This window comes from Rubrivirga halophila, assembly GCF_046845755.1.
Taxonomy (GTDB): Bacteria; Bacteroidota; Rhodothermia; order Rhodothermales; family Rubricoccaceae; genus Rubrivirga.
This window is the reverse complement of the sequence record NZ_CP177357.1, coordinates 936,019-957,959: the sequence shown is the minus strand read 5'-3', so window position 1 is coordinate 957,959 and position 21,941 is coordinate 936,019. Positions and strand designations below refer to the sequence as shown.

Annotated in this window: 16 protein-coding genes and 2 tRNA genes; 5 read left to right on the top strand and 13 right to left on the bottom strand. The window is 70.0% G+C overall.

Features of this window, described 5'->3' with window-relative positions:
- Positions 1–21 precede the first annotated feature (21 nt).
- Genes ACLIRP_RS04030 through ACLIRP_RS04020 form a run of 3 tightly spaced genes read left to right on the top strand, consistent with a single transcriptional unit; the run spans position 22 to position 3,193 of the window.
- Positions 22–2,061: an SPOR domain-containing protein gene (locus tag ACLIRP_RS04030; protein WP_412062674.1), complete on the top strand. Its 2,040-nt coding sequence runs from the start codon at positions 22–24 to the stop codon at positions 2,059–2,061.
- Positions 2,062–2,778 (top strand): MotA/TolQ/ExbB proton channel family protein, encoded by a 717-nt coding sequence (locus ACLIRP_RS04025; RefSeq protein WP_412062673.1) that lies wholly within the window; start codon positions 2,062–2,064, stop codon positions 2,776–2,778.
- A gap of 1 nt (position 2,779) precedes the next feature.
- A complete protein-coding gene (locus tag ACLIRP_RS04020) occupies positions 2,780–3,193 on the top strand; it encodes an ExbD/TolR family protein (protein WP_412062672.1) in 414 nt (137 codons plus the stop codon).
- A 218-nt stretch (positions 3,194–3,411) separates the two neighbouring features.
- On the opposite strand, the gene ACLIRP_RS04015 is transcribed toward ACLIRP_RS04020, so the two are convergent.
- The 6 genes from ACLIRP_RS04015 to ACLIRP_RS03990 form a co-directional block, all read right to left on the bottom strand.
- Positions 3,412–7,749, bottom strand: a complete 4,338-nt coding sequence (locus tag ACLIRP_RS04015; RefSeq protein WP_412062671.1) for a PKD domain-containing protein — start codon at positions 7,747–7,749, stop codon at positions 3,412–3,414.
- 95 nt (positions 7,750–7,844) lie between these two features.
- Entirely contained in the window at positions 7,845–9,395 is a 1,551-nt protein-coding gene (locus ACLIRP_RS04010) for a YifB family Mg chelatase-like AAA ATPase (RefSeq protein WP_412062670.1), read from the bottom strand.
- Positions 9,396–9,495: 100 nt separating this feature from the next.
- On the bottom strand, positions 9,496–9,723 hold the full coding sequence (locus tag ACLIRP_RS04005) for a hypothetical protein (protein ID WP_412062669.1): 228 nt from the start codon (positions 9,721–9,723) through the stop codon (positions 9,496–9,498).
- A gap of 63 nt (positions 9,724–9,786) precedes the next feature.
- Entirely contained in the window at positions 9,787–10,272 is a 486-nt protein-coding gene (locus tag ACLIRP_RS04000; RefSeq protein WP_412062668.1) for a c-type cytochrome, read from the bottom strand.
- Positions 10,273–10,394: 122 nt separating this feature from the next.
- Complete coding sequence (locus tag ACLIRP_RS03995; protein ID WP_412062667.1) at positions 10,395–11,789, bottom strand: 4Fe-4S binding protein; 1,395 nt, start codon at positions 11,787–11,789, stop codon at positions 10,395–10,397.
- A gap of 49 nt (positions 11,790–11,838) precedes the next feature.
- Positions 11,839–13,050 (bottom strand): NAD(P)/FAD-dependent oxidoreductase, encoded by a 1,212-nt coding sequence (locus tag ACLIRP_RS03990; RefSeq protein ID WP_412062666.1) that lies wholly within the window; start codon positions 13,048–13,050, stop codon positions 11,839–11,841.
- A 99-nt stretch (positions 13,051–13,149) separates the two neighbouring features.
- Here ACLIRP_RS03990 and ACLIRP_RS03985 point away from each other — a divergent pair, with 99 nt between their 5' ends.
- The gene (locus ACLIRP_RS03985; RefSeq protein ID WP_412062665.1) at positions 13,150–14,013 is read left to right on the top strand and encodes an NAD(+)/NADH kinase; all 864 of its coding nucleotides are present in this window, start codon (positions 13,150–13,152) and stop codon (positions 14,011–14,013) included.
- Between the two features lie 93 nt (positions 14,014–14,106).
- Here ACLIRP_RS03985 and ACLIRP_RS03980 read toward each other — a convergent pair.
- From ACLIRP_RS03980 to ACLIRP_RS03970, 3 genes are all read right to left on the bottom strand, one after another.
- Positions 14,107–14,180, bottom strand: a tRNA-Asp gene (locus tag ACLIRP_RS03980).
- A 100-nt stretch (positions 14,181–14,280) separates the two neighbouring features.
- A tRNA-Phe gene (locus tag ACLIRP_RS03975) sits at positions 14,281–14,363 on the bottom strand.
- Between the two features lie 227 nt (positions 14,364–14,590).
- Positions 14,591–14,884, bottom strand: a complete 294-nt coding sequence (locus ACLIRP_RS03970; protein ID WP_412062664.1) for a hypothetical protein — start codon at positions 14,882–14,884, stop codon at positions 14,591–14,593.
- Positions 14,885–15,279: 395 nt separating this feature from the next.
- On the opposite strand from ACLIRP_RS03970, the gene ACLIRP_RS03965 reads away from it, so the two are divergent.
- A complete protein-coding gene (locus tag ACLIRP_RS03965) occupies positions 15,280–16,698 on the top strand; it encodes a hypothetical protein (protein ID WP_412062663.1) in 1,419 nt (472 codons plus the stop codon).
- Positions 16,699–17,082: 384 nt separating this feature from the next.
- Here the strand turns inward: ACLIRP_RS03965 and ACLIRP_RS03960 are convergent, their stop codons facing one another.
- Genes ACLIRP_RS03960 through ACLIRP_RS03945 form a run of 4 tightly spaced genes read right to left on the bottom strand, consistent with a single transcriptional unit; the run spans position 17,083 to position 21,882 of the window.
- Positions 17,083–17,865, bottom strand: coding sequence for a hypothetical protein (locus ACLIRP_RS03960; protein WP_412062662.1), 783 nt, complete (start codon positions 17,863–17,865; stop codon positions 17,083–17,085).
- A gap of 24 nt (positions 17,866–17,889) precedes the next feature.
- Positions 17,890–18,618, bottom strand: a complete 729-nt coding sequence (locus ACLIRP_RS03955; RefSeq protein WP_412062661.1) for a hypothetical protein — start codon at positions 18,616–18,618, stop codon at positions 17,890–17,892.
- 3 nt (positions 18,619–18,621) lie between these two features.
- Positions 18,622–21,594 (bottom strand): type I restriction endonuclease subunit R, encoded by a 2,973-nt coding sequence (locus ACLIRP_RS03950; RefSeq protein WP_412062660.1) that lies wholly within the window; start codon positions 21,592–21,594, stop codon positions 18,622–18,624.
- A 33-nt stretch (positions 21,595–21,627) separates the two neighbouring features.
- Complete coding sequence (locus ACLIRP_RS03945; protein ID WP_412062659.1) at positions 21,628–21,882, bottom strand: hypothetical protein; 255 nt, start codon at positions 21,880–21,882, stop codon at positions 21,628–21,630.
- Positions 21,883–21,941 lie beyond the last annotated feature (59 nt).

Here is a 21,941-nt window from a genome sequence, read left to right as displayed (position 1 = left end):
CCGCGTCCCTCCCCCGCTGCCGTGACCCCACTCGACGCCGTCGCCGCCGCTCTCCGCGAACGCCTGCTGGCGGGCCGCCCCGCGCCCCTGCCTGGCCTGGGCACGCTCGTCCGCCAGCACGTCCCGTCGCGCGTCGAGGAGCGGCCGGACGGCACGCGCGTGCTGCTCCCCCCCGGCGAGACCATCGGGCTCGGCCCCGCCGACGCCGGCGCCGACTCGCTGGCCCAGCCGTTCGCCGCCTTCAGCGGCATCCCCGCCGACCGCGCCGACGCCGCGTACGCCCAGGCGATGGACCAGATCGAGGCGGTGCTCTCGGCGACGGGCGAGGTGCGCCTGGTCGGCGTCGGCCTGCTCCGCCGGACGAGCGGCGGCGTGGTGCTCGGCGTCGAGGCGGACCTGCTAGCGGCGGTGAACCGACGCTACGAGGGGCTCACGCCCGTCGCGACGCCGACGGCGGCCCCGGGGCCCGCCGCGATGCGCCCCGCCCCCCCCTCGGTTGCCAGGCCCGCCCAGGAGCCCGCCCCGACCGAAGCCCCCGACCGAGAGCCGACGGCCCCGGCGGCCTCGGAATCGACCGCCCCCCCTGCGGCGTCGCCACTCGACGCGGCGTTCGAGACCGACGCCGACGGCGTCGACGCCCCCCTGCCCGACGCCGAGCCGGCCGACGGCCCGGTTGCGACAGGCCCGCCCGTGCCAGACCAGCCGACGGAGCCCCCCTCGGCGTCCGACGATCCACGGGCGGCCCCGCTCAGCGCGCCCCCGTCGGCCGACGGGCCCCACGCTGCAACCGACCTCGACCGTGCCGAGGCGCCGGCGCCAGACGGCCCCGACGGCGACCCGACCGAGACGCCCCTCGCAGTCCCATTCGGGGGGCCCGAGGCCCCGCCGTTGCCCGAGGTGCTCCCGCCGACGCCGACCGAAGCGGACGAGGACTGGGGCGACGACACGTGGGCAGCCCCCGCCGTTACCGGCGCCGCTGCAGACCTGGGGACGGAGCTCCCCATCGAGGACGCCGACTTCGACGTCGTCGTGCCCGGGCTCGACGAGCCGGAGGACCTGGCGCCCGGCATCGATGCCTTTACGCACACGTTCGGGCAGCCCGTGACCGCGCCGGACGGCTCGCCCGAGCCGCCGGCCCCGCCCGCCGAGGTCGTCGGCTCCCTCGACGACGCGCCGGCCACGCCGCGCGCTCCGGGCGAGCCCGCCGCCGCGCCGCCCGTCCCGATCGAGACGGTCGGGCCCCCGGTGGGCTCGGGGCCTCCGACGGCCGCCCCCCTCGCCGACCCGGATCGGGCGCCGGAGCCGGCGACGCGTCGAGTCTGGCCCTGGGCGCTCCTAGTGCTGCTCGTGCTCGCGGCCGTCGCCGCCGTCGCGTTCTGGGATCAGATCGCCACACTCGTCGATCGCCCCGCGCCAGGACAGACGTACACGGCGTCGGCGGGGGGCGCGTCGAGCACCGATGCCTCGACGGCGCCCGCGTTCGCCGTGCCGGAGGACCCCGACCCCGCCGACTCGCTTGTCGGGGCCGGCCTCCCGCCCTCGCCGACTCCCGACGGGGCCGCCCGCTCCGACGAGTCTCGGCCCGGTGGCACGGCGGAGGTCGCCGAGCCCGCCCCGCCAGCGGAGACGGCCTCGCCACGCCCGCAGCCCGCCCCCTCCCGCCCGGCGCCGCGCGCCGACGACGACGGGGACGCATCCATCCAGCCCGCCCTCGGCCGCGCGCCGGCGGCGGGCCTCGCGATGCTCCCGCCCCGGCTGGCCGGGCTCGACGTCCGCGACGTCAACGCCCTCTCGGGCCCCGACGAGATCGCCCCGCGCGCGGGCGGCTACTCGTTCGTGGTCTTGTCGACGCCCGCGCTCGCCGAGGCCGAGCGGCTGGCCGTCCGCTGGCGCCGCGCCGGCTACCGCACCTCCGTCCTGACTGCCGACGTCGGCGGCCGGTCCATGTACCGGGTCGTGATCGGCCAGTTCTCGTCCCGCGACCAAGCCCTTCGCCTGCGCGACCGGATCGGCCCCCAGGCCCCGGCCGACACCTGGCTCCTCGACCTCCGCACGCTCTAAATGCCCCTCCTCCAAACCCTTGCCGACACGGCGGCCGCCGCCGCGCCCGCCCTCCAGCCTGTCGAGGCCGACCCGACGTTCACGGAAAAGCTCCAGGGCGGCCTCGACCTCCTGTTCCTGGGCGGCTGGTCGATGTACCCCATCGTGCTCCTGTCGATCCTGATGGTGGCCATCATCTGGGAGCGCATCCGCGCCCTCCGCCGCGCCGCCGGCGACCCCGAGGCCCTCTCGCGCAACGTGGCCGACTTCGTGGGCTCCGGCGACATCCCGGGTGCCGTCGCGTACTGCCGCGACCGCGACACGCCCGCCTCCCGCATCTTGCAGCGCGGGCTGGAGCGGCTGGGCCGGCCCATCGACGAGATCCAGGGGGCCGTCCACGAGGCGGGCCGCCGCGAGGCGTTCGACCTCGAGAAGCGGATGGACCTGCTGGCGTCGGTCGCCGCCATCGCCCCGATGTTGGGCTTCCTGGGGACGGTCACCGGCATGATCGGCGCGTTCCGCCAGATCCAGCGCTACGAAGGGCTCGCCAACCCGTCGCAACTGGCGGGCGGCATCTGGGAGGCGCTCGTCACGACGGCCGCCGGGCTCGCCGTCGGCCTGCTGGCGCTGTTCGCCTACAACCTGCTGATCAGCCGGATCGCCCGGCTCGTGAACGGGCTCGAGCGCGCGTCGTCGGACTTTATCGACTTCCTTCAGACGCCCGCCGACCGCCGCTAGCATGGCCTCCTTCGACTTCGGGACCGGCCGCAAGGCGCTCACGGCGTTCAGCCTGGCGTCGCTGACGGACATCGTCCTCCTGCTGCTCATCTTCTTCCTGCTCACGTCGTCGTTCGTGACGCAGAACGCGATCCGCGTGGCCCTGCCCGACGTGGCCTCGGCGGCGCCGATGGAGCAGGTCCACGTGGCCGTCACCATCGACCGGTACGGCTCGTTCTTCGTCGAAGAGCGCCAGGTGACGGCGGACAGCCTGACGGCGGCCATCGAGGCCGTCCGCGAGGGGCGCCGCTCGCTAGCAGTCTACGCCGACAGCAGCGCGTCCGTCGGCGGGCTCGCGACGGTGGCCTCGGCCGCCGCGTCGCTGGACATGCGCGTCTCCATCGCCACGGAGGGCCGGGCGCCCAGCGCGGAGTAGGCTGGGGGCCAGCGGAGTCGGGGCGAGCCCCCCGCGCCTCACCGTCCAGCGTGCGGGCCCAGGCTCCCGGATGCCCCTCTCGCTCCGGGGGGAGGCCGACCGCCGGTCGGCGACGTCCAGGGCAGGGACGGTAGCGGGGCGATCACCGGTGCCACGTCGGGGCGCCCGACGGCGTCGCGCCCAAGCCCGGCCGGAGACGTCCCCGGCCGGGCGGTCCGCTAGCGCAGGACGGTGATGGGGCGGCTCGCGTCGAACCCGCCGGGCGTCGTCATCCGCACGAGGTACGTCCCCGAGGGGAGCGCCGCGGCGTCGAGCGTGGCCCGGTGGGCCCCGGCCGCGACGGCCCCGTCGACGAGCACGGCGACCTCGCGGCCGAGCGCGTCGTAGACGGCGACCCGGACGGTCCCGGCCTCAGGCACGTCGTAGGCGACCGTCGCCGAGCGGCCGAGCGGGTTCGGGAACACGGCCCCGAGCGCGAGCTCGTCCGGGACGGCCGCCGTCGATGCCCCGAAGATCGGGGCGGCGGTGACCGGGCCGTCCGACGTGTCCGAGCCGTCCGCGAACGGGGGCGGCGGCGCGCACCCCGCGACGGTGTACTGCGGAGCGTCCTTGACGGCCGCGCGGTTGCGGCTCTTGGGCACGGCCACGTCGTAGGTCGCCGTCCCCACGTTCCCCGCGCCGTCGGCGACGGCGAGCGTCAGTTCGTAGACGCGGCCGTTGCCGCTCCCCTGCCGCTCGCGGCGGACGTCGACGCTGTCGCACGTCGGGGCGATCACGATGTCGTCGAGCGTGTTGCCGTCGCCCGCCCCGTTCTCGGGCTCGTCGCTGGTGGCCTGGGCGATCACCACGTCGGCGGCGGAGGCGCTGGTGTCGCACGCGTCGGCGACCGTCACGCCGAGATCGGCGAGGTAGACCGTCACGTACTCGTGGTTCGGGGGCCACAGCTCGAGCGGCGCCGCGCCGACGGTGACGACCGGCGCCGTCGTGTCCTCGACGGTGATCTCGACGGTGTCCGTCGAGGTGGCCCCTGAGGGGTCCTCGACGGTGAGCGTGATGGTGTGGACGCCGACCGGGAGCGTGACCAGGGGTGAGACACCCGTGACGGTCCCGCCACCCTCAGAGAACGGGCCGGTCCACGTGTACGTGAGCGCGTCGCCGTTGGGGTCGGACGAGCCCGAGCCGTCGAGCTGGACGACGGCGCCGTCGGGGCCCACGCACTCGGCCGTCTGGTCCGGCCCGGCGTCCGCGACGGGCGGCTGGTTGGGGTCGGCGTCCGTGCACGTCGCGTCGTTCGAGACGGGCGTGTCCGGGTCGTCAGTGGGCGTGGCCCCCTCCGAGTTGGTGGCCGTCCCCTGGTTGCAGACGAGCGCCGAGTCGACCGCGTCGGCGAGGACCTCGAAGGTGATGGTCGCCGAGGCGCCCGAGGGGAGGACCCCGACGTCGACCGCGACGGCGGTGTCGCCGGGGCCGTTGCCCGAGGTCACGGTGCCCGTATCGGTCGCCACCGAGCCCGTCACGATCGACGTCTGGGCGTCGGGCGTGTCGTCGAAGGTGATGGCCGGGGCCTCCCGGGGGTCGTTGTTGGTGATGACCACGGTGTACGCGATGGTGTCCCCGATGTCGGCTCGGTCGTCGCCGTCGGCGTCGCCGGAGAGGGCATCGGTCTTGGTGACGGCGATCGGGTCGTCACTGACGGTGAGCGTAGCCTCCGCCGGGCCGCTGTTGCCGCGCGACGACGTGAGGTCGCCGGAGACGTTGTCGTACGACCCAAGTGCGGCGGCGGTGACGGAGACGGTGACCGTACAGGCCTCGCCCGCCGCGACGGACCCGCCGGTGTAGCTCACCGTGGTGCCGCCGTCGGGCGCCGTCAGCGTCCCGCCAGAGCACGTCGTGGACGCGCTCGCCGGGGAGGCGAGGGTGAGGCCCGAGGGGAACACGTCGGTAAAGTCGAGGCCGGTGGCCGCGACGACGTTGTCGCCGTTGTCGATGGTGAAGGTCAGCACGCTCGTGCCGCCGGCCGGGATGTCGTCCGGCGCGAACGCCTTCGAGAAGGCCGGCGGAAGGCCCCCTGCGTCGACCAGGAGGAAGTCCGTGGCGCGCCGGAGCGAGAACGTCTCGCCGCCGACGGTGAAGGTCGGCCGATTGGTGCGGTTGCGGTACCGGCCCGAGGGCGTGCCGTCGGGGATGTCGACGGTGACGTCGATCGAGCACGAGGTGCCCGCGGCGACCGGCCCGCCAAAGAACGAGAGCGTGGACGTGCCCGTGAGCGTCCCGCCGCACGCGCTCACCGGCGTGTCGGTGGCGACGGCGCCCGCGAGCATCGCGGTGAGGTCGTCCTGGAAGGTGAAGGCGCTGATGTCCACGGACCCGTCGTTGACGACGGTAAACCGGAGCGTCGCCGTGCCCGTCGGGGGGATCGGGTCGTCGACAAACTCCTTGGTGAACGACACGGCGACGACGACCAGCTCGGCCTCGGCGGCGGGCGTCGTGACGGCGAACCCCTCGACAGTCGCCTCGAGGTCCGACGTGGTGTTGGTGTACGTGCCCGGAGCCGTGCCCGCGGGCACCGACGCGTGGACGTCGAACGTGCAGACCTCGCCGGGCGCGAGCGTGCCGCCGGCGAACGTGAACGTCGCGCCGCCGTCGGTCGTGGCGGCCGTCCCGCCGCACGCGGTGAGCGGGAGGTTGGTGGCCACCAGGCCCGGGAGGACGGCGCTCAGGTCGTCGGAGAAGGTGACCGCCGTCGCCGGGCCGGCGGCCTCGTCGGCGAGGGCGAGGCGGAACCGGACCAGGGCCGTCCCGCCCGGGGCGACCGGCGAGTTCCGGAACGACTTGGCAAAGTCGGGGGCGGAGATCACCGTGAGCTCGTCGCTCGCCCGGCCGCCGGTGACGGCCCCGCCGTCAATCGTCGCCGTGATGGGCTCAGTCGTGTTGGTGTACGTCCCGCCCGGGAGGTCGTCGGGGATGTTGATTCCGACCGAGAACGTGCAGCTCTCGCCGCCCGCCAGCTCGCCGCCGGCGAGCCGCAGCGCCTGCCGGTTGGTCCCCGCGGAGACGATCGCGAGCGACGAGCCCGCGCCGCACGGCGGGTCCGGCGACGGGGGAAGGTCCACGGAGAGCGGGAACGGCAGGAACGTCGTCAGCTCGTCGTCGAACGCGATGTCGGTCGCCGTCGAGGTCGGGCTGGAGTTGCCGATCGTGAACTCGAGCGTGACCGTGCCGCCGGGGACCACGGGGTCATCGGTGAACTCTTTGGAGAATGTCGGGACGGCCGCCACGAAGAGGTCGTCGCGGGCCTCCACGCCCGCCGCCGGCGACCCGTCGATGGTGCCGGTCACGCCGCTCGTGACGTTCTCATAGACGCCCGTCGACGCCCCCGCGGGGACGTCGAGGAGCACGGTGAACGAGCACTGCTCGCCCGGGGCGAGCGTCCCGCCGGTCAGGTCGATGCTCGCGCCGCCGTCCGAGGTAGAGACCGTCGAGCCGGCCCCGCACACGTTGGTCTGGGGCAGGCCCGTCGCGGTCAGCCCGCTGAGCGTGGCATCGAGGTCGTCGGAGAAGGCGACGTCGGTGGCCGCCCCCTCGCGCGCGAGGTTGCGGAGCCGGAACCGGAGCCGCGTCTGGCCGCCCGGCGCGACGGGGTCGTCGAGGAAGCTCTTCTGGAGGGCGAGCGTCGAGGCGACCACCTCGAGCTCGGCGAGGGCGAGGCCCGCCGACTCGAACTGCGCCAGCACCTCGACCACGTTCGTCTGGGTCCCGCCCCCGACCGCCGTCAGGTCGACGACGACCTCGCACGTGGCCTCGGCCGCAACGGCGGGGAAGGCGAACGTCCCGTCCGCGTCGAGCGTCACGGTCGAGCTGCCCGGCGTGGCCGTCAGCGTTGCGGGGATGGTCGCCGTGCCACACGTGGTGGAGGCGTTGGCCGGGTCGGCCACCTCGAGCCCGGAGGGGAACGCGTCGGTAAAGTCGAGGTTCGGGACGACCGACCCGTTGGCGCTGTTGTCGATCGTGACGGTCAGCGTGGTCCGCCCGCCGATCGCGACGGTGGACGGGGAGAACGCCTTGGAGACGCCGGGGAGGTCCGTCGAGACGGTGAGGACGTCGGTCGCCGCCGGGCTCGTGCCGGGGCTCCCGTCCCGCACCCACGACAGGGGCGACGTGGTGTTGGTGTGGGTCCCGGGCACGTCCGTCGTCACGTACACCGTCACGGTGCAGGTCGCGCCGCCGGGGACCGACCCGCCGGAGAGCGAGAACGTCGTGTCGCCGGGGCCCCCGGTGAGGACCGGCACCGTCCCGTCGCGCGAGCCGCCGACGCAGGACGTCGAGAGGGCCGCGGGGTCGGCGAGCTGGACGGGCCCCGGGAGCGCGTCGGTGAACGCCAGCCCCGTGAGCGGGGTCGCCGAGGCCGAGTTGTCGATGGTGAGGGTGAGGAGCGAGGCGCTCCCGGGCCCGATCTCGTCCGGGCTGAACGCCTTGGAGAAGGCGGGGTCGGGAGTCTGCGCGGCGCCCGCGGCGGCGAGCGAGAGGGCGAGGGCGAGGGCGAGCAAGCGGCGCATAGTTGTCGACGGGGCCAGAGGGAGTGCCGGGGGACGTTCAGCGGCGGGTCGAATCAACATAGAGCGGCGACCGTTACCCCCCGAGCCAAAGATTCCTAACTCCCCCACGCGGCCCGGTCGAGCGAGCGGTACTGGATGGCCTCGGCAAGGTGGGCCGCCCCGACTCGGTCGTCGCCCGCGAGGTCGGCGATCGTCCGGGCCACCTTGAGGATCCGGTCGTGGGCGCGGGCGCTCAGGCCGAGCCGGGTCAGGGCCGCTTTGAGCAAGCCACGACCTGCGGCGTCGAGCGCGCACCACCGGCGGACCTCGGGCGGCGTCATCTGGGCGTTGCAGAATCTCCCCTCCTGCCCCGTGAACCGCGCCGCCTGCCGCTCGCGCGCGTCCTCCACGCGGGCCCGCACGGCCGCCGAGGGCTCGGCGTCGGCACGGCGGCTGAGGGCGTCGAACGGGACTGGCGTGACCTCGACGTGCAGGTCGATCCGGTCCAAGAGCGGGCCGCTGACCTTGGCGAGGTAGCGCTGCACCTGACCGGCCGCGCAGACGCACCGCCGCGTCGGGTCGCCGGCGTGGCCGCACGGGCACGGGTTCATGCTGGCGATCAGCATGAAGCGGGCAGGATAACGGACCGTAGCTCGGGCACGGGCGATCGTCACCTCCCCTTCTTCGAGCGGCTGGCGGAGGACCTCGAGGACGGGCCGGTCGAACTCCGGGAGCTCGTCGAGGAACAGCACGCCGTTGTGGGCGAGCGAGATCTCGCCCGGCATCGGGTTGGGGCCCCCGCCGACGAGCCCGGCGTTCGAGATCGTGTGGTGCGGCGACCGGAACGGCCGCTCGGCGACGAGCCCGCCCCGGCCCGCGCCGTCCAGCCGCCCGCCGACGCTCAGGATCTTGGTGGTTTCGAGCGCCTCGGCCGCCGTCAGCGGGGGCAGGATCGTGGGGAGCCGCCGCGCCAGCATCGTCTTGCCCGAGCCGGGGGGGCCCACCATCAACGCGTTGTGCCCGCCCGCCGCCGCCACTTCGAGCGCGCGCTTGACGCCCTGCTGGCCGCGCACGTCCGAGAGGTCCGGCCCGCCCTCGACGCGCGCGTGGCCGACGAGCGACCGCGGCGGCTCGGGCGTGCCCCTCCCCTCCCGCTCCGCCAGCAGACCGAACGCCTCGTTCAACGACGGTACCGGGTACACGTCGACCCCCGCCACAACCGCCGCCTCGGCCGCGTTCTCGGGCGGGACCAGGACGGCGCGCCGCCCGTCGTCGCGCGCGCCGACGGTCATCGGCAGCACGCCGCGCACGGGCCGGACGGCGCCGTCGAGCCCCAGCTCCCCCACGATCACGACCTCGTCGAGGACGCCTTGCGGGATGAGCCCATCGCCGGTCGCCGCCAGCAGGCCGAGCGCGATCGGCAGGTCGTACGCCGAGCCCTCCTTGCGCACGTCCGCCGGCGCCATGTTGACCGTGACGGCGCCGCGCGGGACGGGCAGGCCGGACGTCTTGAGCGCCGCCCACACCCGGTCGCGGCTCTCGCGGACGGCACCGTCGGGCAGGCCCACGACAGTCCACCGCGGGATGTTGGGCTCGATGTGCGTTTCGATCTCGATGGGCAGCGCGTCGACGCCGACGACGGCGCTGCTCCAGACGCGGGATAGCATGGGCTCGCGGGGCAGAGCCTACTTAGACCCGCGAACTCACGAGACATAACCTCTGCGCCCCGACTTTTTTTGGCCAAACAGGCCTTGAGGGCTCCCTGGGCTACCCCTCGGCGACGCGCTGCGCCAGCCGGTACGCGATGAAGCCGGTCACGCCGAACGTGATGCCGTACACCGTTGGGTCGTAGGCCTCGGCGCTGACCGCCTCGAACACGAACGCCATGATCCCCGCCGCCAGCCCACCGCCGACGGCGAACACGACGGTGTAGAGGACGAACAGGCCGACGGCGCGGCCGGCGGTGACAGGACGGGGGGCGGGTTTCGTGGACATGAGCCGACGGAGGTGGGGGCGGATGGGACGAGGCGGCGCGCGAGCGGTTCGCCAGCCGGTCGGCTAGTTCTGGAGCGAACCGTCGCCATGGTTGTGCTCCGGCTCGGGCGCCGGGCGGGACCCCTGGGGCTCGCGCGGGGGCGCCACCGTCTCGGGCCTCGCCGCGCCCCGGTGGCACGTGTAGCACGTCACGAGCATGTCGCCCTCGCCGTGCAGGCCGTCGATGGCTGGGAGGATCTCCTGGTTGATCTGCCACGTCATGCGCATCATGCCGCGCGCGACGTCCTTGTGCGGGTTGGCATCCGACGGGAAGTCGAGCCCGTCGTCGCCCCGCGCGTGGCAGTGGTCGCACCCGACGCCGAGGGCGGCCGTGAACCCGCGCATCCGGCCGATGAGCTCGTCGCGCGTGAGCGAGTCGGGCAGGATCTGGAGGTTGACCCACTCCGTCGAGTCGGCGGGCGCCGTCTCCAGGGCGCGGGGGGCGGGCGTCGGGGCGTACGCCGCGAGCACGAGCGCGGCGAACAGGGCGAGCGGGACGGCGAGGCGCATGGCGGCGGCTGCTGTGTTCGCAGAACATAGATCTTCCGCCCCGTCACGTCCATCCCCAGCCCCGGAGCCCGTGGACCCACCGCGAGCGCGACTGTACACCGCCGGATTCGACTCGCCTGCCCCTATCCCAGGATGTCGAGGTCGGTGATCAGGTTGTTGGTGTCGACGCCCGCCCGGCTGGCGCCGGCGTCCTTCCCGTTCTCCAGGCGGAGCACGCCGCGGGGGCAGACGGTCGCGCAAATGCCGCAGCCGACGCAGCCTGCGCGGACCACGTTCTGCCCGCGTTGGGCGTACCACTTGACGTCGATCCCCATCTCGCAGTACGCCGAGCACTGGCCGCACGAGATGCACTGCCCGCCGTTCGTCGTGATCCGGAAGCGCGAGAAAAACCGCTGCTGGAGGCCCAGGACCGCCGCCATCGGGCAGCCAAACCGGCACCACATCCGGGTCCCGAAGATGGGGTAGAAGCCCACGCCGACGACGCCCGCGAACACGGCGCCGATGACGAGCCCGTAGAGCCAGCTCACCGTCCCGGCGACGGCGTCGAGCCAGGCCGCGTCGACGGCCGCGGCCACCCAGAGCAGCGCCGTCGCGGCCACGATCAGCGCGAGCACGCCGTGCACCATCCACCGCTCCACGCGCCACGCGCCGACCGACGTGTCGGACAGGTGCCGGTACGGGTCGCCGGCGGTCTCCGCGAGCCCGCCGCAGCCGCACACCCACGAGCAGTACCACCGCTTGCCGAAGTAGAACGTCAGCACGGGCGTCACGAGCGCGATCATCACGACGCCCCAGACCACCATCGCGACGCCCAGCATCCCCTCGGCGCGCAGCTCGGCGATCTTCCAGGGGAAGAACAGGTCGTAGTCGAGCGGCCACGTGTAGTGCAGGAACAGCTCGGGCTGCTGGAGGCGGACCAAGATGGCTGGGAGCGCGAAGGCGATGATCGTCTGGAAAAAGACGACGCTCAGCGTCCGGATCGTGTGGTACCGGCTGTGGCGGTAGCGGACGAGGGCTCGCACACCCATCACGCCGACCGCGAGTGTGTAGAGCGTCGTGTAGAGCCACCACTGCCCGCCGTTGTCGAGCGTCGCCGGGACGCCGCGCAGGGTGACCGACAGCGGGCTCCCCAGGGGGATCAGCCCCGCCAGTCCGGCGGGCCAGAAGTACAGGACGATGTACAGGCCGGTGAGCGCCAGCCCAAGTGCCCAGCCGATGGCCCCGCGCGCCCGGTTCGACGAGGTCATCGTGCCCTCCAGGCGCACGCCCGCCGGCCGCGCCAGTCCGCCGAGCGCGTACAGCACGCCGCCACCGCCCAGCCCCGCCAGCACCACGAGCCCCATCGCCACGGGGTAGCTCGCGCCGATCCCGCTCGCGAGCGCGACCACGAACGCGACGCCGCCGAGCGCCGCGAGCGCCAGCCCCGCCCGCTCGGTGGCCGTCGCCCGGAACGACGGGTTGCCCAGGAGCGCGAGGTCGGCCTCGGGGTTGTAGAGCGGGAGGTTGGAAACGGACATCGGGAGTCAGTAAGTCGGAGATCGGTTGGTCAGTGGATTCGGGGGCCGGTCAGCCCGCCAGCGCGGTCGTGAACTCGGCGTCGAAGCGGGCGGCGGGCAGGTCGGCGACGGCGCGGTCGAGGGGCCACCGCTCCTCGATCCACCGCGAGCAGACGGCCTGGCGGAGCCGGACGCCCAGCCCGCTCACCCCGACCACGACGCCGTCGCGGTGGCGGATGCGAACCGAGCGCGCGCCGTCGGAGCGCTCCCAGTCGGTGGCGGGGCCCGCGAGGTCGCCGTAGAGCTGCCACTCGAGGTCGAAAAACTTGGCCGAGTTGAAAAAGACCGGCGGCGCATACGCGCGGGGCCGCCCGGCCATGCCCAGCCCGGCCGTCGCGCCCTGGAGACGAGCCGTGTACCAGATCGGCTCGACCGCGCGGACGCCCGGCGGCGGCGTCCGGAGCTGGGCGCAGTCGCCGGCGGCCCACACATTCTCCGCCGACGCCCGCAAGTCGTCGTCGACGAGCACGCCGCGGTCGGTCGCCAGCGCCCCGTCGAGCCAGCCCACGTTCGGGCGGACGCCGATCCCGACGCCGACCACGTCGGCCCCGATCCGCTCGCCGTCGGTCGTCACGACGGCCTCGGCGCGCGTCTCGCCCTCCACGCTCGCGACCTCCGTGCCCAGCCGCAGGTCGATCCCGTGCTGTCGGATGGCGGCGGCGACGAGCGCGCTCTCGGTCTCCGACAGCGCCGGCGCGAGATACCGGGGCTCGCGGACCAGGAACGTGACGGCCACGCCGCGCGTCGCCAGCATCTCCGCGAGCTCGACGCCGATCAGCCCGCCCCCGACGACGACCGCGCGGCGCGCGTGTTTGGACGACGCCTCCAGCCGGTCGAGATCGGACAGGTGGTACAAGCCCTGCACGCCGTCGAGGGTGACGCCGGGCCAGTCAGGGACGACGGACGTGGAGCCGGTCGCGACGAGAAGTCGGTCGTAGTCGAGACTGCCGTCGTCGAGCGCGAGCCGCTGGCGGGTGGGGTCGAGGGCGCGCGCGGTGCCCAGGACGCGGTCGATGCGGGACTCGGCCCAGAACCGCTCGTCGTAGAGGTGCGTGTGGGCGCGTGTCAGGACGCCCATGTAGATGTACATCAGCGCCGTCCGCGCGAACGGCTCGCGCGATTCTTCGGACACCATCGTGATCCGGGCGTCGGGGTCGGCCTTGCGGACGTGCCGCGCCGCCGTCACGCCCGCGATCCCGTTTCCGACGACGACGACGTGCATGGGGCTGGGGACTGGGGCTCGGAGGATAGCGGGCTCGCCGATTGCGGACCGTCAGAACGCCGCCCGGTCCGGGACGTACGCCCGTCCCCCGACGCGCTCATGACCTACGGCATTACCGGCAACCCCACGAAAGACCGGCTCTGGGAGCCGCTCGCAGCGCTCGTCGGCTGGCTCGACGCCCACGCCCTCCCCTTCCGCCTCGACCCCGCCCTCGCCGACGGCCTGCGCCAGCGGGGCACCGACGTCGGCGACCGGGCGACGGAGGCGTTTGCCGACGGCGCCGACGTGGTCCTGTCGTTCGGCGGCGACGGCACGCTCCTGCGCACCGCGCACGCCGTCGGCGACGTGCCCATCCTGGGCGTCAACGTGGGCCGGCTGGGCTTCCTGACGAAGGTCGAGGTCGCGGACGTGCAGGACGCGCTCCGGGCCGTCGAGGCGGGCGAGACGGGCATCGAGGAGCGGATGACGCTCGACGTGACCGTCGAGGGCGGCGACACGTCCGGCGTGCCGGGCTGGGCGCTCAACGACGTCGTCGTCGACAAATCGGGCACGACGAGCATGATCCAGGTCGAGGCGACGGTCGACGGGCAATGGCTCAACACGTACTGGGCCGACGGGCTCGTCGTGGCGACGCCGACGGGCTCGACGGCGTACGCGCTCTCCGTCGGCGGCCCGATCCTGACGCCGGGCACCGAGACGATCGTCGTGGCCCCGATCGCCCCGCACACGCTGACGGCGCGGCCCATCGTCCTCCCCTGCGACGCCGAGCTCGTGCTCCGGGTCGAGACGCGCGACCACCCGTTCGCGTTCGCGTGCGACGGCGTCTCGGCCGTTCTTGACGGGGGCGCCGTCGTGCGGATCCGCCGGGGCGCGCACGCCGTCCGCCTCGTCACGCTCCCGGACCGCGACTACTTCGGGACGATCCGCGACAAGCTCTCGTGGGGCCAGGGCGGCGTGTTTTAGCCGGTTCGGCCGGCTGGCGCGTGCCAGTGGACGCTCGCGGCTCCGCACAAAAAAACGCCCCCGCTTCCAGAGAAGCGGGGGCGTTGACTCGGGCGACCCGGACGAGACTTGAACTCGCGACCTCCTGCGTGACAGGCAGGCGTTCTAACCAACTGAACTACCGGGCCGAGGCCGTGCACCCAATCTACCGCCGGGGATGGGACCCGACGAGCGCGGGGGCGCGCTCCGCTGGATCTTCAACCGCGAACGGCTGGGTCCCCAGCGGGGTGGTCGAGGGCGGACTTGAACCGCCGACACACGGATTTTCAGTCCGTTGCTCTACCAAAGTAGATGTCGGGGCAAAACCCTCGATTCGGGGTGTTCCAGCGGGATTTGCCGGACGAGATCCGGCAGTCTGGAAGACTCAGGCGTCGAAAGATCGGCACTACGTGGGCAGTTTGGTTCACAGCGCCCCTCGCGGGGAGTGCGACTGCCACACGTAGTAAGGTAGCTCGGACTACGGGGATCTCGGAGTCCGTGTGTCGTTCGGTGGGGCTCTTCTCGCAACGTCCACGCGGCGCGAAGAGCCCCGCTCCGATCAGCCCGCGTAGCAGAACGCCTCGCACCCCAGTTGGCGGAGGAGGACAGCCTGGAGAATCCCAGGGAGGCGGCGGACCGAGTCAATGAGGTCGTCGACCTCGTCCTCGTAGATCCCATAGTCCCCGTTCTCCCCGATGGCTTGCGTGAGCGTCTCGGCGGCGTCGCCGACCTCTCGGACGGAGTCGAAAGTCCGACCGTAGAAGTCGAGGACGGCGCGGGGTGCCGCCTTCTGCGCGCAGGTGGGACAGACGCCGTCGCGGACGGCTCGTTGAAATTCGATGATTGAAAGCATGATCTTAGTTGTCTTGTGTCGTTTGGATGCACCGGCGCTTCCGGTGTCCATGAGTATGTACCCGTCGCGAACCCTCTTTCGGAGGCGGAGCCCACTTTCCTGTCAGCGACCGGATCAGATGGAGGAGCGCTATTCGACGGGCGGGGCGTTCGTCTGTCAAAATCGGCGCCTCCGAAAAATCGACCTCGACACGAAGACGGCGTGTCCCCCCCTTTGGGGGCGGGTCCGACTCCCTAGTAACGCGAAATGGTGTGTGGAGGCGGGTTCGGCACGGTCCTCGCGATGTGGAGTGTGAGCGGGACGGGGGGTCCTACGGTTACCCCGAGGCGCCTGGAGGTCTGAGGAGACCCCGGCACGGCGCGCGTCCCGCGAATCACATCGACTACGAGACCACCATGAAGCGGAAGCCGAACGCCTACCCGATCCCCGACATCCTCCCCGCCCTCCGCGTGTCCGTGTGCGGGTTCAACCAGATGCGCCAGCGGGAACAGCTCGGTCTCCAACGGCTCGTCGTCATGTGGATGACTGGCAAGCGGAGACACAAGGACAGCGACCACGGCGAGAACGCCGCCGCGTTTGGGAAGGACTTCCTCCGACGCACGCTCGGCGCGAACTACCAAGCCGTAGTCCGCGCCGCCTTCTACCGCCCCGAGGGTCTCTGCGGGTACAGCCCAGGGCTCACGAAGAAGAGCGTCCTCCTCCCCCACGTCGAGCGCGCCGTGATCGAGCACCTCGCCGAGACGGAAGGTGATCCGCTCGTGAACGGGTGGACGGGGCGCCCGGTGTCGAGCCGGGTCCAGGGGTCCGCCGTGTACCGGAGCGACGTGAACCGGAATCCGGCGAAGTCCCTCATCCGAGACCTCACTCCCCTCGTCACGATCAACGTGGACGGGCTCCGAACGCTCGCCGGTGTCTACAGGTCGTGGCTCTCGACCGGGGCGCTGTTCTTTGACTGCCCACTCAGTGGACGCAGACTCACCCTGGGACAAGTCCAAGCCCGGTTCAACCAGTGCGTGGTCCTCATCCGGCTGGCGGGCGCTGTGACCGGCGAGGACGGCGTTCTCATCCAGCGCTACGAAGAGCAACGGAACGCACGCCTACTCGGTGTTGGCGCCCACCTCCAGGGGATGTCCCGCGAGGTACGAGCCGTGGCGTTGGGCTTCGATGCGACGACCGTCGACCGAGACCTCGACGCCGCTCACCCACGCGCGCTCTATCACCTCGCACTCTCGGGCGGATACGACGCGGGCGCGACCCTGGAGTACGTCGAGAACAAGTCCGACATCCGCCGGGCGGTCGCCCTCGACATCAGTGCGCCCGTGAGGCAAGTCAAGGAGGCGTTGACCGCCATCTTTTACGGCGCTCACAGGTCGACGCACTACAAAGCGCCGCTCTTCCAAACCTTCGGCGGGCGGAGCGAGACGGTGCGCCAGTTCATCGAGCACCCGTCGGTCAAGCCCCTCTTCGACGAGCGGTCTAAAGCGAGGGACGCCGTACTCGCCTCGGCGGAGTACAACGGCGGACGGATCCGGAACGCAATGAGGCGCGAGCGCCGCCTCTACGAGGACGGGAAGAAGGTCTCAAAGTGGGGTCTACTCTCCCACCAACTTACGGGCGTCGAGGCACTGGCGACGCAGACGGCGGTGCTGGAGACCTTCGCTCGGGGCGGAAACGTATCGCTCCTGTGCTTCGACGGGTGGGTCTCAGATAACTCGGTCGATGTCGAGGTACTCCAGGAAGCCGTCCTTCGTGAGACTGGCGTTCCGTTCTCGATCTCCTCATCCCCTCTCTCTATTCAGTTGTATTTGGATTAGGGGGGAGACAGGGAGGGACCTTTATTGGCGGATTCACCGACTCAAGCCGCCCATAATCGCCCGACACATCTCACACGTGCCGAATTTGGGTCACAATACGAGAACCGTAGCGGGTCGGTGCCCACTGAGCGCGCGGTCCAGGCAGAGTGTCTACAACCCGCCGCGACGGGAGGTCAGTGAGACGGGGACACGGAGAGGGTCATAGGGGTGCGTTAGAGACGTGGGGGGAGACGACGCCTGGACTGTGTCCGTATCAATCATGGCTCCGGTTGGATCCCGATGAGACAGTATGGGAGCGCCAGGTCCGGCTCTCCCAACCTAAGGATATCGCAATAGACACTCCATACGACATTGAAAGACTATGACAATGCTACTGGTATATAATCAATCCAACCGTCCCCCCAGGGCATCATACAGGTCGAGGATAGTGCGAACTCGGGTCAGCGCACCCGTCCCTATTGAACCCCTAACTATGTGATCTTCACCTGAGTCAAGACGGATCGTCAGCTCGTAGGAAATCTCGCCCTCAGCGTCGGTTGAATTGACTGCACGAAGGAAGTCGACCAAGCGGTCCACTGGAAGATCCGTGTCAGCGACGGAACGCGGCAGAAGTGTGATGCCCATCCCATACATCAATCCAAAAGAGGATTCCCTCGACCGGTATTGCCTGAAGCCGTTTATCACACGGGGCGGTCCAACGACGCTTGGTGTCTCGAAGGAGTACCTACCCCCTCCAACCTCAAACGCCACCCCTGTCAGATCCCCCCTACTATCCTCGATGTTTTTGAATCCAACCTTTAACACTGGATCCTCATCCGGTCCAATGTCCAATATATATGGAAAAAACAACATGTCTCCTCTGAAATGGAACTCTTCTCTCCACCCTGAAAATATGCCCGGAATTGAATAGCCCACCGTCGTCGCGTTGACCCTATGCACATCCACTAGGGGGATAAGGACTTGAACCCTCCCAGCGTCGACAGTCCGCCCTTTCTCCAATATCGACGCCAAGGAATTTAAAAATGATCTATTAGATGTGGTAGGCGCGAGGTCCTCAGAATGCGGGATTACCGATCCGTACGCTAGCAGCGAGAGAGACCCCATCAGGACGATGGCTCCGACTGCGACGGTCGCGAGGATCTTCGGGAAGGGGTCTTTGGCTGACACCGTTATTTGGTTTTAAATTTGCGGTCAGTCGTTCCGGATGGCAACCCGACGGTATGCCCGGAGGAAGATGTTCGAGCCACCCATCACGACCTCGAATTCCGTCTGGAGCGGTTCGCGAAAGAGACCTGGCGTCCCGGTGTAGCGCTCTGGCGACCACCCACCCTCGGTGTAGTGGGGCGTGGCGAAGAGCGTAATCACTTCGTAGTCAACCTCCTCGCCTCGCACCGGCGTATACCAAGTCGGATTGGTTATCAACTCGCGGACCGCACGGATGGGAATTCCTAACTCTGCCCTGGCGATGCCCTCCGTGTTCTGTAAAAGACTGAATGCGTCAACTAGCGCTCCGTACTCCCCACCGAACCAAATCGGATACTCGCGGACAGTGCCCGTGAATCCAACACCTCCAGGGATGTCTATTCGGATCACGTGCCGGGCTGGATCGCCCTGGAAGCTCACACCGCGATTCGTCTCCTGTATAGTGACCGGCAGACCCACTTCCAGCACACTCTGCCACATCGGAAAGGACTCCAGAGTCCACCCGTACCCGTTTGCTCCTTCATCAGTGAGGCGTTCCCACTCGTCCATCCTCTCCATCGCATTCTCGGCGTATAGGACGCTGAGCGCTTCGCTTGGGGGAAGGGGTTCAAAAGGACCGGCAGTCGGGTTGTGCCAGGGTGGGACAGCCTCCTGTGCGGTCACTTCGAGCGGGACACTGAACACGGCGATCAACAGAACAAGACCTTTGAGAAACATCGGCTACGCGGCTTGGGAGAACTCTCGAATCAAGATATCAAATAACCGCGCTTTGAGCACCCGGTTCGCCTTCGGGTCTGAGAGCTTCTTGAACAGGTCGACACCCTGGGAGACTTCCTCGTACACCCGGTCGTCGATCACCTTGTCGACAACATGCTTCTGACCGGACCGGGTGTTGTTGCCGGTCATCACGGCGCGGACCTCGTCGGACTGGCGCACGTCCGCGACGATCTCCTCGACGCGTACCCGGTCTCGCTCCGTCAGGTCGATCCCGTACGTCTCGTTGAGGTTTGTGATGATGTTCGAGAGGTAGTCGGTCTCCGGCTCGGTCACACCCCCGCCCGCCTCGGTGGGTATGCCGGGAAGCGGCGTCAGGTCAGGCGTCAGTTCGATCTCCCCCTCGAACGTCTTCTGGATCCGGAACGAGTCGAGGTCGACCGAGTCGAGAATGCCCTCGGGGAGACCGCCGTGCTCGCGGGGGTCCAGCTTCTTGTTCAGGCTCCGCGCGAAGACGTAGGTCTTCTCCAGATCGGTGTCGACGAAGGTGACCAGTTGGGAGACGTAGGCGTAGAGCCGGACGAACGACTGGAGTGAGGAACGGAAGTCCTCGCGCTCCTCCTCGCGACGTGCCCGCCACTGGTTGAGGGCGCGAATCAGCGGGGGCTGGATTTTCTCGCCGCTCACCGACGGATCGAAGAACGCGAGCGCATACTCCTCCACGTCACCCGGCGTGTAGATCTCGAACTCTGCGAGCTGGCGCTGGAGGTCGTAGAGCTTGTTCGGGTCCGTCTCCTCCTCCAGGACGGCGCCCTGATAGTAGGGCTTGAACGCGTCGAGGATCGCGTCGGGCTCGTTGACGAAGTCGAGGACGACGGTCTCCTTCCCCGACGCCTGCCGATTCAGTCGGCTGAGGGTCTGGACCGCCTGGACGCCGCCCAGCACCTTGTCGACGAACATGGTCGTCAGGAGCGGCTCGTCGAACCCGGTCTGGTACTTGTTGGCGACGATGAGGAGTCGGAAGTCTGGGGTCTTGAACGCGTCCTCGATCTTCTGGCGGTACGGGAGACCGTTGAGCGACGACTCCGTGTGGTCCGCCCCCGTCTTCGGGTCGTGGACGGTGCCCGAGAACGCCACCAGCGGGGCGTACGCCAGCCCCCGCGCCTGCATCAGCTTCTTGAACTGGAGGAAGTAGCGGACGGCGTGGAGGCGGCTCCGCGTCACGAACATCGCCCGCCCGCGCCCCTTTAGGTGCCGCGCCGTCGTGCTCAGGAACAGGTCGAGCGCGATCCGGGCTTTCTCCTCGACGGCGGTGTCCGAGAGATCGACGTAGGACGTGAGCGCGCGGACCGCCCGGCTCGTCTCGTACTCCTCGTCGTCCCCGACCGCCTTGACCAGCTTGAAGTACCGCTTGTAGGTCGTGTAGCCTCTCAGCACATCCAGGATGAACCCCTCCTCGATGGCTTGGCGCATCGAGTACAGGTGGTGGGCATGGAACCGCCCGTCCGGGTCCTTCCACCCGAAGATCTCCAGGGTCTTGCCCTTGGGCGTCGCCGTGAACGCGAAGTAGCTCACGTGGTCCTGACGCCCCCTCAGACGCACCTCCGCCTCGATGAGGTCTTCCAGGTCGGGTGCGTCCTCGGCGGCGCCAGAGGGCGCGCCAGCGGCGTCTGCGAGCGTCTCCTTGAGCTTCTTCGCGCTCTCGCCCGACTGCGACGAGTGTGCCTCGTCGATCACGACGGCGAACGCATTTCCGCCGAGGTCGCCGATGGACTTCGAGATGACGGGAAACTTCTGGATCGTTGTGATGACGATGTCCCGCCCGCGCTCCAGCGCCTCGCGGAGTTGATGCGAGGTCTCGGTGATCGGGACGACGGTCCCGGCGGTTTGCTCGAACTGCTTGACCGTGTTCTGGAGCTGCTTGTCGAGGACCCGGCGGTCGGTAACCACGATGATCGTGTCAAAGACCCTCCCCCCCTCGCCGTCGTAGAGTTGACGGAGCCCGTGGCACGTCCAGGCGATGGAGTTCGACTTGCCGGAGCCCGCCGAGTGCTGGACGAGGTACGAGTGCCCCGGACCGTCTGCCTCCGCCCTCTGGAGGAGGTAGCGGACTACGTCGAGTTGGTGGTACCGGGGGAAGATGAGCGTCTCGCTCGTCTTCTCGACGACCTCCCCCTTCTTGGCGTCCCAGACCTTCTCCGTCGTCTCCTGTACGTGGAGGTAGTTCTGCAAGAGGTCAAGCACCGTGTCGGGCGCCCACACGTCCTCCCAGAGGTAGTGCGTCGCGTGCCCGACCGGGTTCGCCGGGTTGCCGCGCCCACCGTCCTGGGTCCCCTTGTTGAACGGGAGGAAGAACGTCTTGTCTCCGCGCAGGCGTGTTGTGTAAAAGACCTCCTCGTTCCCGACGGCGAAGTGCGCCAGCGTCCGGCGGAATGCGAACAAGGGCTCGCGCGGGTCCCGGTCCTTCTTGTACTGCTTGACCGCGTTCCCGACGAGCTGCCCGGTCTCGCTGTTCTTCAGCTCGGCGGTGAAGACGGGGAGCCCGTTGACGAAGAGGACGAGGTCGAGCGAGTTGTCGACCTCCTGCGAGTACCGGAGCTGGCGGACGACGGTGAACCGGTTCTGCCGGTAGAGCGCGCCGTGCTCGGGGTTGAGGTCGTTCGACGGGCGGAAGTAGACGAGCCGGAGCTTGACGCCCCGGTCGGGCACCCCCTTCCGGAGCACGTCGAGCGTCCCCCGGCGGCGGACCTCGTCGGAGATCCGGCAGACGATGTTCTCGTCGGTCTGGTCGCCGTACTGCTGGCGGAGCTTCTCGTACCCCTTCGGCTGGGTGTCGCGGATGAACCGGACGACCTCGTCCGGGAGAAGGACGAGCCGCTTGTCGTAGTCGGCGGAGACGCTGAGACGATAGCCGGACGCCGAAAGGTGCTCGACGACGTGGTCCTCGAAGTCCTGCTCGCGGTAAGTCTTCGTGCTCATCGAGTTCGAGGGGTCACCATTCGGAGACTCAGGCTAGAACATGTTGTCTTCCCAATCCTCCTCGCTATCGAAGCCCCCTGCCTCCCAGGGGGTCTCCTCCCAGCGCACCCACACCTCGCCGTCGCCGCCACATTTGGGGCAAGTGACGAGGTCGTCGTCGCTGGCGACCTCGCCGTCGTGTTCGAGCGCGTCGCGCTTCGCCAGCTCGCGGTCTGCCGATGGGAGGTCGCCGATCCGGACCTCCCCGCTGCCGTCGCATTCGCCGCATTCCGCGTAAACGTCCCCCATCGAGTTCAGGAGTCTGGTGACTGGTGCACGCGGAGGTTACGACGAGTCCAGCTAGTGAA